We start from the raw sequence: 15524 nt of genomic DNA on the forward strand, positions 1-15524 counted from the left end.
GACCCCTCATGGGAAAACGAGATCGAGACTGCGCCAGTCCTTCGTGGCGGTGGCGCAGTTGCTGGCCCAGTCGGGCGAATAATTGACATGGTCGGGCACCTGCACCGGCCAGAAGCAAGTGACGTAACAGTCGTAAATGTCGCGTTCGACCGGCTGGCACAGGCCCGCCGTGCCGCCGCCCGCATCGACTTCCCAGCCGGGCGAGAAGGACAGGGTGCAGCCCATCGGCACATGGGGCCGCGGCTGTTGCTGAAGGGCGACGACATCTTCCTCCAGATCGGCGTCGGGTGAGGCCGCCGCTTCCATCTGCGTCACGGCCTCGTCGATCCGCTGCGCCTTTTTATTGATCGCCCGAAGATGCTTCATGACAGCCCCTTTCTTTCGGCAAAGCGTTCGAGAAAGCCCGGATTACGCACCGACAAAACGCCGTAGATGCGCAGGCATGTGTCGGTCCACTGGCGTATCCAGTCGCAATAATGGAGGTTGGCGTGGCCAGTGTCGCCATAGCGCACGAACGCTTCATGATGGCATCCGCCAGCGCAGAGCGGCCGCGCCCAGCAGCTTTGGCAATCATATTTGGATTCGACATGGCCTTTTTTCAGGAACTCGCCCTGTTTGGTCCGGTCGATGCCGCTGGAGACATGGCCCATCACATGCGTGTCGGCGTCCGTGAAGCGGTGGCAGGGCGACAGGTCGCCCGACGGGCTTACGCCCATCAGGCCCAGGCCCGCGCCGCAGGGATGCGATTTGTTGACGCCGGAGATCAGCTCGCTGATCGTTTCGCTGACATTGGTGAAGCCGTGCGATTGCCCACGCAGCGCATATTCCAGCCATTCTTCGGCCAGCAGGTTGAACTGCGCCAGCACGCTGTCCATGCCATTATCGTCCAGCGAATAGGCGCGTTCTTCCCCCGTCGTTACCGGCGCGAAGCCGACTTCGTGGAAGCCTAGGTCATCCTTCAGGTGGCGGAAGATGCGCACCACATCGGTCACGCCTTCGGTCAGCGTGACGCGCGCGGTGATGGCGCGGGTCTTGTGATGGGCGATCAGCGTGCGCAGGCGCGGTTCGATGACCGCATAGCTGCCCTTGCCGTTCTTGTAGACGCGATGCTTGTCCTGCAACTCCGGTGGGCCATCCATGGATACGGTCACGCCGACGCGGTTGTCGGACAGGAAGGTGACGATCTCCGGCGTCAGCAGCGTGGCATTGGTGGTCAGGCTGTAGGTGATGGCCTTGCCCGCTGCCGCCGTTGCGCCATTGGCATAATCCACCACATCGCGCAGCAGCTTGAAATTCATCAGCGTTTCGCCGCCGAAGAAAGTGATATGCACCGCCTTGCGCCCGACCGCTTCGGCGATCAGCAGATCGACCGACGCCTTGGCCGTGTCCAGCGTCATATATTTGGGCTTGCCTGCGGGCGTCGCGATCTTGTCTGCACCGAACTCATAGCAATAGGTGCAGGCGAGGTTGCACTGGTTGGTGACGTTCAGCACCAATGCCTGCAACGGAAAATCAGCGGGCGGTGCCTGCGGCACTTCGGCCAATAGCATCGCATGACCCAAATGGATGAGCCGCGCCTGCCGCAATTCGCAAACCAGCCCGTCCGCTTCGTCCGCCGCACGGCCTTCGCTCACCAGTTCGCGGACCAGTGCGGCGTGCGTCAGTTCCTGACCGTCCAGCCGGTCCAGCACGGCGCGGACATCGGCGTCGATCTCGAAGATCGCGCCCGCGCTGACCAGATAGACAAAGTCGCTGCCCCCCGCGTCGAAGCCATGATATTCCGCCCGGCGATAAGTTGGCGGTGCCTGCATCACGGTCATTGCGACACCTCCGGTTGATCCCATTTCTGATAGGCAGGCACGGTCACGACCAGATAGGATCGCGCGCTCAGGGGCTTGCCGAACTTGTCTTTCTCGGTCTTGGCCGTCGCCACGACCCAGACTTCGCCATAATTGTTGCGGCCAAAGCGGCGCTGCGGGTTCGGGCCTTCGGTCGCCGGGGTGAAGAAGGCGGTGGGGCTGAGCGCGCCGACATATTTGGTGTCGTCGTCATAATAGACCGAGAGAAATTCCTGCATCGACCAGGTGGCGTCGACCGCGCCGATGGCGATGTCGTCGGGCGTGTTCGCCTTGCCATCCAGCCCGTTTTCAAAGCCGGTCGCTTCAAATTGCTGATAGCCTTTGGGGAATTTCACCCCGCCCAGCCGCGAAAGGCCGGTTTCGGGCGTCACCTTGATATAGTCGATCTTGCCATAGACGGGGAAAGCGCGTTCCAGCACCGCGCCCGCCACGCTGATGTCGCGCTGGCCCGATGCGGCGGTAGGCGCGATGTCGGCAGTGACGACCAGTTCCTGCGGGCCGGCCGATACGATCTTCGTCACTGTCACGCCCGCGCCCAGATCCAGATCGGCGGCGGCGGGTGACAGGGGCAGATTATGGCCAAGGATGCGCAGTTGCACGCCCTTGCTGCCCGCCTTTACCGGGCCGGGCGTCACCGCCAGCACAGCGGGCGCAGCGGTGGCGCGGATCAGTTTCACGTCCAGGCCAAATTCCTGATAATCGCCCCAATACCAGCGGCCCTGCGCGCTTTGCTGGTCGGGGGCGAACCACATGGCTTCGCGTGCGGCGCTGGACAGATCGTCGGGCTTGGCCGCCGCGACGCCGCCCTTCGACGATCCGCGCCAGCTATAGCCGGCATAGACGATGCCCGTGCCGGTGCGGCTGATCGTCCCGCCATTGGTCAGCGAACGCAGCGTGCTGCTCGTCACAAACTCGTCGCCGCTCTTGCCCGGCGTGACGCTGAACTGGCCGATGAATTTCCCCTGCCCCGGTGCGGACGCGACGACCAGCCATTCGCCAGTCAGGCGCGGGTTGCGCTGGCGCGCGCTCCAGGCCGCCCATTCGGGCGTATGGAGCGGCGCGACCTTGGGCATGTAGGTCAGCGCATATTCGCCGCGCGTCAGCTTATCCTTGGGATCGCGGCCGGTGGGCTGCTCGCTATCCTCGGCGGGGCGGCGATATTGGGCATCGGCCTGCGAATAGAGGGCGACGTGCAGATCCTGCAACTGCTTCCATTCCAGCTTCGACCGGCGCCACGACAGCGGCTGCGCATAGCTGTGGCAGGCCGCGCACGCGCCGCGCATGGTTTCGTTGGGGATGTTGCTTTCGTCCAGCATCCGCTTTTCGGGCAGATACATGACGGGCCGCGCTTCTTCGGGAGCCAGCCCGTGCGAGGCGGAGAGGGATTTGACGATGGCGCGGGATTCGGCGGGAGTGATGGCAAGGCCGTTCAGCCGCACCATCCGCTTGATTGCCTGCGCCCAGCCTTCGGGCGTGGTGCGGACCCAGCTGATCCGCGACAAATTGCCCTTTGCATCGGGGGCGTGGCAAGTGCCGCACTTTTCTTTGACCAGCGCGTCGGCGACGGGGATCCCCGTCGCCGTTTCCTTCATGGTCGCGCCGTCCGGCCCGCCATCGGCCTGCGCAAACAGGATCGAGGTGGAAAACAGCGCCAGCAAACCGAATTTCGAGCCAAATTTCGAGACAGTTACCCGCTTCACCCGATGTCCCCCTGAACGCGGTGCATTGCCGCGTGAAAGTGCAGCCTAGGCAGGTGCCGTTCCCGCGCTATTGCCCAAATGACGTATGGCCCCGCGACAATCCGCCATAGGAAACTTGACGACCATCAAGATTTTTAGCTTTTCTTCTTTGGGCCGTAATAGTCATCCTGCCCATGATCGACCGACACCGGGTTGAAATAGCCCGGCGGCAGACCCTTTTTGCGCATGGCGATGCCCGCCAGACAGGCGTTGAGCAGATAATTGCTGTTCAGCGCAGTCTTGTAGCTGGTGTCGAGATAAGGGGCGACTTCGACGATATCGATGCCCGCAATATCATTCTCCGCACATAGCCGCCGCATGATCGGCTGCGCCTCCCGCATGGTCAGGCCGCCGGGAACCGGCGTGCCGGTGCCGGGCATGAAGGCGGGGTCGAGAACATCGACGTCGAAGCTGATCCAAAGCTTCTTGGTGTTGGCCCGCGCTTCTTTCAGCGCGCGCTCCATCACCTTTTCCCAGCCCCATTTTTCCACTTCGACCATGGTGTGATATTTCATGCCCTTGTTGCGCATCCACCCAAAGGTTTCGAGGTCGGGACCGCGCGCGCGCAGGCCGACCTGCACATAATCCTGCGGCCGGACATGGCCTTCATGCAGGACGCGATAGACCGGCGATCCATGCGTGATCCAGTGAACGCCATTGCGGCCGACATCATAATGGCTGTCGAAATGGACGACGCCGACATTGCCCTTGCCATGCACATCGGCAGCCGCCGCGACATTGGGATATTCCAGGCTATGGTCGCCGCCGATGACGATGGGGATCGCACCCGTTTGCGCGATTTCGCGCACCATTTCGCGCACATGCGCGACGGAACGTTCGGTCGAGTTCTGGTCGATGGCAATGTCGCCATAATCGACGATTTCCAGCTGCGATCCGGGGTTGATCATCGAATACATGTCGTTGCCGCCCGCCCCGCCGGTCATGCGCAGCGCGCGCGGCCCGTCGATCGCATTGCGCCAGCCCGAACCCATGTCGAGCGGCGCGCCTACGATGGCGACATCGACCTTGCCCGCCTTCAAATCCGCCGGCGTCATCGCTACCGGCGCACCGGCAAAGGTCGCAAACGCGCCGCGTCGCCCGCCGATATAACGGCCAAGGTCGATCGGCCCAGCCTCGCGCCTTGGGTCCATAACCAGCGGGCGCTTGGCTTTCCACGCATTGAACCAGGCGGATCGGGTGTCGAGCGGGATGGTCTTTGCGTCGCGGCCCTCCTTATATTCGACCTGTTCGTGCAGCGCGGCGATCGCATCGATATAGGCGGCCAGTTCGGCGGCGGGCAGCGTGCGAATACGGTCGAACAGCACATCCTTTTCGACATAGCGCCCGGTCCGCCCCTGCGTGATGAGCGCGACCTTTTCCGGCGCGATGCCGGTCAGTTTCGCCGCGACATCGGCGGGAAGCGTCAGGGGCTTAGGCTCGCCCATAATGTCTTCCTGCGGGATCGGCGGCGGCGGATTGGGCGTGTCGAAACTGTCCCCCGCCAGCACCGATGTTGCCGCGGCCACCGCCGCTACGCTCCAGCCCGTTATGGCATTGATCGACGGCATGGCAGTCCTCCCTCAGCGCTTGGCGGTCTTGATCGGCGTACCCGTCTTGCGCATCGCGATGCCCGACAGGCAGGCGTGCAGGATATAGTTGGCGCTCATCCGGCTGACATAGGTCGGGTCGAGGATAGGCGCAGCGTCGAGCAGGTCGAAGCCCACCACCTTGGTCTGGGCGCACAGTTGCCGGACCATGGGGATGGCTTCACGCATCGTCAGGCCGCCCGGCACCGGACGACCGGCTGCCGGGGCATCGCCCGGATCGATGACGCTCATGTCGAAGGAGACGAAGATATTCTCCGGCCCTTTCTTGAGGCCAGCGAGGAGGTCGTTCGTCACGGCCTGCCAGCCGCGTTCCTGCACGGCGGCGGTCGGCATGATGCGCGCGCCTGCGTCGGTCAGCCGCTTCTGCGTGGCGGGATCGGCGTCGCGGCCATGCAGGCCGACCAGCGTCACGTCGCTGCCGCGCAACAGATTCTGTTCGAGCAGGCGGGTGAGCGTCTGGGTGTCCGAAATCAGGTGATCGCCGTTCAACTCCGCCCCGGCATGGGCGTCGAACTGAATGAGCGCCACTTTGCCCGCGCCATAGGTGTCGACCATCGCCGCCACGTCAGGAAACATCAGCGTATGGTCGCCGCCGACGATGAATGGGACGACGCCCACGCTCGCCATTTCGGCGATCATCGCGCGAATATGGTCCAGGCCACGGTCGGGTGCCATCGGATCAAACGCCAGGTCTCCATAATCGGCGATGGAGAGGACAAGACCCGGATCGACCCCGCCATCGGCATCCGCGCCGACCAGTCCGTCCATGCCGCGCAGCGCCATCGGCGCGTGCTTGGCATCGCGCCAGCCCGACGAGAAATCGAGCGGCACGCCAACAAAGGCGACCTCCACCTTCCCCGCGATCAAATCTTCCTTGCGGATCGCGACCGGCGCATCGGCGAAGGTCGGGATCGCGCCCTTTTGAAACTGATAGCGTTTCAGACTGAACGGGCCCTCGTCGCGCTTCAATTTGTCGAACATTTTGGGGCGGACGGTGGACCCGGCGTTCCAGCCGCGCGCTTGCGGGTTGAGCGCGATTTCGGACGGATCGCGCCCGGCCTTATATTTGCTGTCCTCCACCACGGCCATCAGCGCGGTGGCATAGGCGTCCACGTCCGCGGCGGACCGTCCGGTCAGGGCGACCTGCAATTTTTCGGCCGTCAGGCCAAAGCGGGTCAGCACCGCCGGATCGGACAGGAACGCCTTTTTGTCCGGCGACAGGGTAGCCAGCGGATCGACGCCTTGCGCCGATGCGGGGCCGGACAGAGTCGCAAGGGCAAGGGCGAAAGCGGCGCTGCGCGCCAGCAAGGTGGTGCGTGCCATCAATTCTTCTTCCCATAATAGGCGTCCAGGCCGTGATCGACCGAAACAGGGTTGAGATAGCCGGGCTTCAGCCCCTTCTTGCGCATGGCGATGCCCGCCAGGCAGGCGTTCAGCAGGAAATTGCTGTTGAGCGCGGTCTTGTAACTGGTGTCGAGATAGGGCGCGACTTCGACGATATCGATGCCCGCAATGTCATTTTCCGCGCACAGGTTGCGCATGATCGGCTGCGCCTCCCGCATGGTCAGGCCGCCGGGAACGGGTGTGCCGGTGCCGGGCATGAAGGCGGGGTCCAGCACGTCGACGTCGAAACTGATCCACAATTTCTTGGTGCTGGCGCGGGCTTCCTTCAATGCGCGGGCCATCACCTTGTCCCAGCCCCATTTCTCCACTTCGACCATCGTGTGATATTTCATACCCTTGTTGCGCATCCAGCCGAAGGTTTCGAGGTCGGGACCGCGCGCGCGCAGGCCGACCTGGATATAGTCGCTGCCGCGCACATGCCCTTCGTTGATCACGCGATAGACCGGCTGGCCATGGTCGAGCAGGTGGACCCGGCCCCGGCCGATGTCATAATGGCTGTCGAAATGGATGACGCCGACATTACCCTTGCCATGCACGTCCGCAGCCGCCGCGACATTGGGATATTCCAGGCTGTGGTCGCCGCCGATGACGATCGGGATCGCGCCGGTGCGGGCGATTTCGGCGACCATGGCGCGGACATGATCGACGCTGCGTTCGGTCGAATTCTGGTCGATGGCGATGTCGCCATAATCCACGATCTTGAGCGCGGCATTGGGGTTGATCATCGAATACATGTCGTTGCCGCCCGCCCCGCCGGTCATCCGCATGGCGCGTGGGCCGTCGATGGCGTTGCGCCAGCCTGAACCCATGTCGAGCGGCGCACCCACGATGGCGACATCCACCTTGCCCGCCTTCAAATCCTCCGGCGTCATCGCCAGCGGCGCACCGGCAAAGGTGGCAAAGCCGCCGCCATAGCCGCCAACATAGCGAGTCAGCTCCCACGGCCCCGCATCACGCCGGGGGTTCATCGCGGCCGGGCGCTTTTCTTTCCAGGCGTTGAACCAGGGTGATTTGGTATCGAGCGGGATGGCGGCCAAATCCCGCCCGGCCTTGAATTCCACCTGCGCATGGAGCGCCTGCATCGCATCGATATAGGCGCTGATTTCCTCTGCCCTGCCCTTGCGGATACGGTCGAACAAAGCGTCCTTTTCGACATAACGGCCCGTCACGCCGCTCTTGAGGAAGTCGATCTTCGCCTTGTCGACACCAGCCAGCTTCGCTTCGACATCCTTGGGCAGTTCCAGCGGCTTGGGCCGGCCCATATCGTCTTCCAGCGGCATTTGCGGCGCGGGCGTAGCAGCATTGGTCAACACCGGCGGCAAGTCGCCAGCAACCACGGCACCAATGGCCGCGATCCCGGCCATGCTCCATCCAGTAATGGCGGTCAAAGAAGGCATCATCGTCTCCGGCCCGTGCGTCGCCAGACGGGCGATACGGGCTTGGGCAACAGAAAGGAGGCAGGTTTTCCCGCCATGTCTTCCACGGGGTAGGCGAGGCAAGGCCGCCGCCCCAATGGGGCATTTGACGTAGACCAGCGCCATGATGACCCGGACGAACAGGCTACGTCAAATGCCCCATGTCTGACTGCCTGCGCAGCCCATAGCTTCCACGACATATCACAAGAAAATGAGGCGGCAGTCCATGTCGTCTGCAAGCAAACGTGGCCGCTGCATCAAGCGCGGGACGGTGCGATCCGGGAGGGGTCGAGGGCAGGGAATAGACAGAAGGATAAGGGGAACATCATGTCGTATCGCGCTAAGCTGAAACTGGGACTGCTATCCGCGACGATCATGTCGAGCGCGGCCATGGCCACGCCCGCCATGGCGCAGGTTGCCGCCGCAGAAGCGGAGGCGGACAGCGACGTTATCGTCGTCACCGGCACCCGCCGCAGCACCACGTTGATGGAAACGCCGATTAATATTTCGGCCATCGGTGCCGCTGAGCTGGCCGCCGAACGGCTGGACGACGTCCGCGATCTCGGCGCGTTCACGCCGGGCATCACCGTGACTGACACCGGCCCGCGCGGCGCGGCGACCATCGTCATGCGCGGTCTTTCCGCGAACGATACGGAAGCGTCTGGTTCGAACTACAGCAGTTCGTTCGGCACCTATCTGGGTGAGATTCCGCTGTATCTCGACTTTAAGTTTATCGACATCGAACGGATCGAAACGCTGCTGGGTCCGCAAGGCACGCTTTACGGCTTGGGCACGCTGGCAGGCGCGATCCGCTACATGCCCAACCGGCCCGATCCGACGCAGTTTAGCGGTGAAGTCCATGGCCGCGCCTATGACGTGGCGCACAGCAAGGGCGTGGGCTATGTCGGCGACGCGACGATCAACATCCCGATCATCAAGGATGTTCTGGCGTTCCGTTCAGCGACCGGCTATTATTACGACCCTGGCTTCATCGACTATCCGTTCCTGGTGAAGACGCCCGGCGTATCGCTGGCGCAGCCCGGCCCGGCTTCCAATCCGCTAGGCACGCAGGCGCAGCAGGACGCCAATTTCGCCGGGCGCAAGGATCTGAATTTCGAAAAGACCTTCACCACCCGCAACCAGCTGGGCGTGTCGGTGCCCGACTTCAACGCCTATCTGACCTATGCCTATCAAAAGACGCGGACCGCCGGCCGTCAAGCAACGACCGACGGCATCGTGGGCGAAGGCAAATATGAGGCCGCAGGGCGCTATGCCGAACCATCGACCCGCCGGTCGCAATTGGTCAGCCTGGAAATGGAAGCGCAGTTGGGCGATGTGTTCCAGGCAGTCTGGGCATCTGCCTTTACCAAGACCAAGAATAATACGGTCGGCGACGTGTCCGACCTGCTGCTCGACCTTGATTATGACTATGAGTTGTTCCCCGCCTTTGCAGGCTATACGACGGGCATCAACAGCCGCACCCAGTTCAACCAGGAAATCCGGTTGGTTTCGACCCATGGCGGGCCGTTCAGCTGGGTCGTGGGCGGTTTCTACAACAGCATGAAGTTCAAGTCCGACAGCGTCGAAACGCTGCCCGGCTTCGCTGAGTTTGCCGTCACCGCCGCAGGCCGCGCCGCCTATGGCAATTTCTACAACGGCCTGATCCGTCCCGATGGCGCGGAATATGTGTCCTTCACCCGGTCCAAGACCGAAGAACAGGCCGTATTCGGTGAATTGACATTCAAGCCGATTGAACAGTGGCAGATCACAGGCGGCGGGCGTTACTTCCGCTACGACACATCGATCACCGGCGGTTCCGACACGCCGATGACGGGTGGTGGCCGTCGCCGGATGCCCTATCCCAGCCTGACCATTGATCCGTCGCGCGTGCGCAGCGGGCAAGCAGGCGATGATGGCTTTGTTTGGAAGTTCAATACCTCGTTCAACTTCACCCCAGACCTGATGGCCTATGCAACCTACAGCAAGGGTTACCGGATCGGCGGCGTCAACCGCGTGGTGCCGTGCATCCAGCCATTGCCCGCCGGACAGAATCTGTGCGCTCTGCCCAACGAGCTGACTTTTGGCCCGGACAAGGTGAAGAATCTGGAACTGGGTGTCCGCGCCCAGTTGTTCGACCGTCGCCTGTCCACCAGCGTGTCAGTGTTCCAGGTCAAGTGGGACGGTATCCAGCTGTCGAGCCAGACGGTCAACGGCGCGATCGGCATCACGGCCAATGGCGGCAAGGCCAAGTCGCAGGGCGTCGATTTCACCTTCAATGCCCGCGTCACCGACCAATTCATCGTTCGCGGCAACTACTCCTATCTCGACGCGAAACTGACCGAAGATGTGCCGGGCCTGTTGTCGACAGCGACCGGCGACGCCGATCTCTTCTCCGGCGATCGCCTGCCTGGTTCGGCCAAGAATTCCGGCGCGGCGTCGGCAGTCTATACCCTGCCTATGGGCGAGAACGACCTGCGTCTCAACTGGACCGCGACTTATACCGGCGGCATCCTGACCCGTCCGGGTGCGCGGGGCGGCGGCGAGCGGCTGCCGTCCTATGTGATGCACCGTGCGGCGGCGACCTACAGCACGGACGCATGGGAAATCAGCCTGTTTGCGAACAACATCTTCGACAAATATGCGCTGACCGGCGTGTCAAACGACCTGACCCGGCGTGGCCAGATCAACGACGGCATCATCTATCGCGGCTATGCCCGGTCGGTCGCGCAACCGCGCACCATCGGCCTGGAAGGGCGCGTGAAGTTCTGATCTTCGGGCGGGGCTGAAGACAGGGGCGTTCTTCCAGACGGGAGAACGCCCCTTTTTTTGTCGCGTCGCCAATCCATACATTTTGATACAAAATTCTTCCTGCGACTCGTTTGCAATTGCGAGTCGTTCGCGGTATGCGATCGACACCCTTTCCCGCAGGACCATTCCCCCTTTCGATGCATGGAAAAACCCGGACCCAGCCGAAGAAAAAGAGCGCCAAGGCGTTCTGGCTGAAACAGTTGCACAGCTGGCACTGGATCAGTTCGGCGATCAGCCTGATCGGCCTGCTGTTGTTCGCCTTTACCGGCATCACGCTGAACCATGCCGCCGATGTCGAAGGATCGCCCCAGACGATCGAGAAAGCCGCGACTCTGCCCGCCGCCCTGTTGAAACAGGTCGCGCCCGATGACGCGCCTGATGCCAAGAAGCCGCTGCCCGCTCCGGTCGCCGCCTTTGTGGAAAAGGCCGTGGGACAGCGCGGCGCGGGCGACGCGGAATGGTCCGCCGATGAAATCTATCTGGCCCTGCCCCGCCCCGGCGGCGACGGATGGGTGTCGATCGACCGGAACAGCGGCGCTGTGACCAGCGAAGCGACCAGCCGGGGGTGGATCAGCTACCTCAACGACCTGCACAAGGGGCGCAACACTGGCTCCGTCTGGAAATGGTTCATCGACATATTCTCGGTCGCCTGCTTCCTGTTCGCGCTGACCGGGCTGTTGCTGCTGCAACTCCATTCCAAAAAGCGGCCCAGCACCTGGCCGCTGGTCGCCATCGGCCTCGCCCTTCCGGCGGTCCTTGCCATCATCTTCATCCATTAAGGGGAAATATCCATGCAGATCAGCTATCGGTTGTTGCTGACCGGCACGGCGGCGCTGGGCACAGTCGCCGCGCCTGCCACCGCGCAGACGATGAACCTGTCGGTCGGCATACCGCGTCTGTCGGTGGCCGAATATCATCGGCCCTATGTCGCGATCTGGATCGAGAAGGAAGGCGCGGCACCGCGCACCCTGTCGGTCTGGTATGATTTCGACAAGGCCAAGGGCGAAGGCACCAAATGGCTGCGCGACGTGCGCCAGTGGTGGCGTGCGTCGGGCCGGACGATGAGCTTCCCCGCTGATGGCGTGACTGGCGCGACCCGCGCGCCGGGCGACAACAAGATCGCCTTTGCTGCGGGCAAAGGTCCGCTCGGCACGCTGGGCGCAGGCAATTATACGCTGATCGTGGAAGCGGCGCGCGAAGTGGGCGGACGCGAAGTCGTGCGCCTGCCCTTCGCCTGGCCGCCCAAGCCCGGTGCGACCGTCAAGGCACAGGGCAGCACAGAATTGGGCGCCGTAGCCCTGAGCTTCGGCAAATAAGGGGATAAGATGATGAAAGCCAGATTGATGATCGCGGGCGCTGTAGCCGCCCTGATGCTATCGGGTGCGGCGCAGGCCCATCGCCAGTGGATGATGCCATCGTCCACCACTTTGTCCGGCACCGACAGCTGGGTGACGGTCGATGCCGCCGTGTCCAACGACCTGTTCTATTTCGAACATGTGCCGATGCGCACCGACGGCATCGTGGTGACCCAGCCGGACGGCAGCGCTGGCAAAATCGAAAACGCCGCCACCGGCAAATATCGCTCGACCTTCGACGTGCATCTGACTCAGCCCGGCACCTATCGCATCGCCAATGCGTCGACCAATGTCATGGGCAGCTATATGCTGAACGGCAAGCAGGAACGGCTGCCGCGCGGCACGACCAAGGACAAGCTGGCCAGCGTAATCCCGGCGGGCGCGACCGATGTGCAGGTGGCCGAAGCATCCAACCGGAACGAGATTTTCGTAACGCTGGGCGCACCCAGCACCGGCATCTTCAAGCCGACCGGATCGGGCATCGAGCTGGTGCCGGTGACGCACCCCAATGATCTGGTATCGGGCGAGTCCGCAACCTTCCAGTTCCTGCTGGACGGCAAGCCTGCTGCGGGCCTGAAAGTCACGGTCATTCCCGGCGGTATTCGTTACCGCGATGCGCTGGGCCAGATGGATCTGGTGGCCGACAAGGATGGCAAGGTCGCGATCAACTGGGCGCAGCCGGGCCTTTACTGGCTGAACGCCAGCATCGGTGGCGGTCGTGAAGGTGGCGAAGGCGGCGGCCCCGGCATGGGTGGACCCGGCGGTCCTGGTGCAGGTGGTCCCGGTGCCGGTCAGGGCGCACCGCCCGCGCCGCGCCCTGCCGGTCCGCCGCAGCGCCGCGCCAGCTATATCAGCACGCTGGAAGTGCTGGCCCCCTGACGCAACCCGTTCGTATCGCCATCCCCCCCGCCCTGTCGCCCGACCAATTTGTCGGGCGGCGGCAGGCAGGGCATGTCAAGACGCTGGGAGGACCGACGATGGGGACCAGTTGGTCCGCGCAGATCGTCGATCCGCCTGCGGGCTGCACCGAAGCGATCGAGGCTGTGCTGGCGCGCGTCATTGCGGCCATGAGCAATTGGGAAGCAGCTTCGGACATCAGCCGTTTCAACCGGACCCCTATCGGGCAATGGATGGCATTGCCGCCCGATATGATGACCGTGCTGCGCGCGGGGCTGGACATGGCCCGCCTGTCCGGGGGGGCGTTCGATCCCGCTATCGGACATATTGTTGGCCGCTGGGGCTTTGGTCCGGCGAGCGATGCGCCTGATATTGCCGCGCCATGGACAGCGATCGAGACAGACGGGGACAAGGCGCGTAGGATCGCTGACGTAGCGCTCGATTTTTCTGGCATTGCCAAGGGTTTTGCCGTCGACGCGGTCGCCGCGGAACTGCGCGCGATGGGCGTCGCGAGTTTCCTGATCGAGATTGGCGGCGAATTGCGCGGCGACGGGGTGAAGCCGGATATTCAGCCCTGGTGGGTGGATGTCGAAGCGCCGCCGGGCCTACCCGTCCCGATCTTGCGCGTGGCGCTATGCGGGCTATCGGTTGCGACGTCGGGCGACTATCGCCGCTTCCGACTGGAAGGTGCGCGCCGCCTGTCCCATAGCATCGACCCGGCGCTTGGCGCGCCGATCGCCCATGATGTGGCGTCAGTGACGGTGCTGCACGACAGCGCAATGATGGCCGACGCCTGGGCCACCGCGATCACCGTGATGGGGCAACAGCGCGGCATGGCGCTGGCGACGCGGCACGGGCTGGCGGCGCGGCTGGTGCGGCGCGATGGCGGGCGCGGGATCGAATATATGACCCCCACGCTGGCGGCGATGCTGGACTGAGGTCAGGCGTCGGCCCAGCGGCGCAGCAGATTATGATAGACGCCCGTCAGGCGAATGACTTCGCCATGATCCTGCCCCATCTGCGCCGCCACACCCTGCACGCTGCGGTCCAGGTCGAACAGCAACTGGCGCGCGGCGTCGTCACGGATCATCGACTGGAGCCAGAAGAAGCTGGCGACGCGGCGCCCGCGCGTGACGGGTTCGACCCGGTGCAGCGAGGATGACGGGTAGAGGACGGCGTGGCCGGCGGGCAGTTTGATCTGCTGCACGCCGAAGTTGGTTTCGATCGTCAGCTCCCCACCATCATAGCTTTCGGGCGATTCCAGGAACACCGACATGGACATATCCGAACGCACGCGAAAACCAGTGCCAGCCTGTATCCGCACTGCGTTATCGACATGCACGCCAAAGGCCTGACCACCGGCGTAGCTGTTGAAAAGCGGCGGAAAAATCTTGAGCGGCAGGGCGGCTGCGATGAATAGCGGGGAGCGTCCGAGCGCGTCCAATATCATCTGCCCCGCCTGTCGCGCGGCCGGGCAATCTTCGGGCAATTGCAGGTTGCGCTTGGCCATGGCCGATTGCGGGCCGGAGGTGATGTTGCCATCCACCCAGTCGGCCGGGTCGATGAGCGCGCGGATCGTGGCGACCTGCGCCGCGTCGAGCAGGTCGGGAATGGCAATCAGCATGGGACTATGTCTATCTTGTCAGGCTGCGTCGGTGCGCAGCACGAAGGGGATTTCGACCACGCCCCGCACGCGCACCGGCTGCCCACCGCGCAGGGTCGGGCGCCAGCGCCAGCCCTTCACGGCGTCCCGCGCGGCATTGTCCAGCCGGGGAAAGCCGCTGCTGCCAGTGATCGCGATACTGTCCACTTCGCCGTCCAGCCCCAGCGTCAGGGTGAGGACGACTGTTCCCTGCTCGCGCTTGCGACGGCTTTCGACCGGATAACGTGGCGGCTTGCCCGCCACCATCTGCGTGCCGAGGTCGCCGCCCTGCACCACACTGGGCGGTGCGGGTGGCGCGGCGGGGGCTGCGGCGGGAGTCGGGGTTGGCGTCGCGACTGTCGTTGGCGCAGGGACCAGAACGGGATTTGGCGTCGTCTGCATGATCGGGACTGGCGGAACCGGAGTCTGTACGATCGGCGGGGGTGCCACGACCTGCGGCGTCGAGGGCGGTGGCGGCGGTGTTTCCGATGCAGGGGGTGGCGGCGGTGGCGACAGGTTCACGACCGTCAGCTTCGCCTCCTGCACCCGCAACACATGGCTGCGCACCTGAATGAGCGCGCCGATCAGTATGGCGTGGACGATCAGGATGAGGGCGATGGCCGGGACGTTGGGACGCGACCGGGCGCCGTAGCGATCGGCGGGGTCGATCGTGCCACCGGCCAAAGCGCTTGGCATCGAACGCACGACGGGGCCGTCCTGCCCGACATCGGGCATGGAATCTTCGATCAGCCTGCTTTGGTCGTGCAGCATGACAGCGCCTTCCTTTGCGTCATCGCG

At 63.7% G+C, this 15524-nt stretch carries 13 protein-coding genes; 5 read left to right on the plus strand and 8 right to left on the minus strand.

The window, feature by feature from the left end; all coding sequences use genetic code 11:
- Positions 1-6 precede the first annotated feature (6 nt).
- The 6 genes from qhpC to SPBM01_RS08795 all read right to left on the minus strand — a co-directional run bounded on the left by qhpC (position 7) and on the right by SPBM01_RS08795 (position 7973).
- Positions 7-366 carry a quinohemoprotein amine dehydrogenase subunit gamma gene (qhpC, locus tag SPBM01_RS08770; protein ID WP_188065131.1) on the minus strand — a complete coding sequence of 120 codons (360 nt, stop codon included), beginning with the start codon at positions 364-366 and terminating at the stop codon, positions 7-9.
- Entirely contained in the window at positions 363-1820 is a 1458-nt protein-coding gene (peaB, locus tag SPBM01_RS08775; RefSeq protein WP_188065132.1) for a quinohemoprotein amine dehydrogenase maturation protein, read from the minus strand. Before peaB ends, qhpC begins: the two co-directional genes overlap by 4 nt.
- Positions 1817-3559, minus strand: a complete 1743-nt coding sequence (peaA, locus tag SPBM01_RS08780) for a quinohemoprotein amine dehydrogenase subunit alpha (RefSeq protein WP_188065133.1) — start codon at positions 3557-3559, stop codon at positions 1817-1819. Before peaA ends, peaB begins: the two co-directional genes overlap by 4 nt.
- A 134-nt stretch (positions 3560-3693) precedes the next feature.
- Entirely contained in the window at positions 3694-5166 is a 1473-nt protein-coding gene (locus SPBM01_RS08785; protein WP_262504374.1) for an agmatinase family protein, read from the minus strand.
- Positions 5167-5178: 12 nt separating this feature from the next.
- Positions 5179-6528, minus strand: a complete 1350-nt coding sequence (locus SPBM01_RS08790; protein ID WP_188065134.1) for an agmatinase family protein — start codon at positions 6526-6528, stop codon at positions 5179-5181.
- Positions 6528-7973, minus strand: coding sequence for an agmatinase family protein (locus SPBM01_RS08795; RefSeq protein ID WP_188065135.1), 1446 nt, complete (start codon positions 7971-7973; stop codon positions 6528-6530). The genes SPBM01_RS08790 and SPBM01_RS08795 overlap by 1 nt, the downstream gene beginning before the upstream one ends.
- A gap of 378 nt (positions 7974-8351) precedes the next feature.
- Between SPBM01_RS08795 and SPBM01_RS08800 the strand changes: the two genes are divergently transcribed.
- From SPBM01_RS08800 to SPBM01_RS08820, 5 genes are all read left to right on the plus strand, one after another.
- Positions 8352-10793: a TonB-dependent receptor gene (locus SPBM01_RS08800; protein ID WP_188065136.1), complete on the plus strand. Its 2442-nt coding sequence runs from the start codon at positions 8352-8354 to the stop codon at positions 10791-10793.
- Positions 10794-10969: 176 nt separating this feature from the next.
- A complete protein-coding gene (locus SPBM01_RS08805) occupies positions 10970-11611 on the plus strand; it encodes a PepSY-associated TM helix domain-containing protein (protein WP_188065137.1) in 642 nt (213 codons plus the stop codon).
- Between the two features lie 12 nt (positions 11612-11623).
- The gene (locus SPBM01_RS08810) at positions 11624-12148 is read left to right on the plus strand and encodes a DUF2271 domain-containing protein (protein WP_188065138.1); all 525 of its coding nucleotides are present in this window, start codon (positions 11624-11626) and stop codon (positions 12146-12148) included.
- Between the two features lie 12 nt (positions 12149-12160).
- Positions 12161-13066, plus strand: a complete 906-nt coding sequence (locus SPBM01_RS08815; protein ID WP_188065629.1) for a DUF4198 domain-containing protein — start codon at positions 12161-12163, stop codon at positions 13064-13066.
- Positions 13067-13164: 98 nt separating this feature from the next.
- A complete protein-coding gene (locus SPBM01_RS08820; protein WP_188065139.1) occupies positions 13165-14022 on the plus strand; it encodes an FAD:protein FMN transferase in 858 nt (285 codons plus the stop codon).
- A 2-nt stretch (positions 14023-14024) separates the two neighbouring features.
- Here the strand turns inward: SPBM01_RS08820 and SPBM01_RS08825 are convergent, their stop codons facing one another.
- On the minus strand, positions 14025-14708 hold the full coding sequence (locus SPBM01_RS08825) for a Fe2+-dependent dioxygenase (RefSeq protein WP_188065140.1): 684 nt from the start codon (positions 14706-14708) through the stop codon (positions 14025-14027).
- A gap of 18 nt (positions 14709-14726) precedes the next feature.
- On the minus strand, positions 14727-15497 hold the full coding sequence (locus tag SPBM01_RS08830) for an energy transducer TonB (RefSeq protein ID WP_188065141.1): 771 nt from the start codon (positions 15495-15497) through the stop codon (positions 14727-14729).
- Positions 15498-15524 lie beyond the last annotated feature (27 nt).

It is taken from the genome of Sphingobium sp. KCTC 72723, assembly GCF_014280435.1.
Taxonomy (GTDB): Bacteria; Pseudomonadota; Alphaproteobacteria; order Sphingomonadales; family Sphingomonadaceae; genus Sphingobium.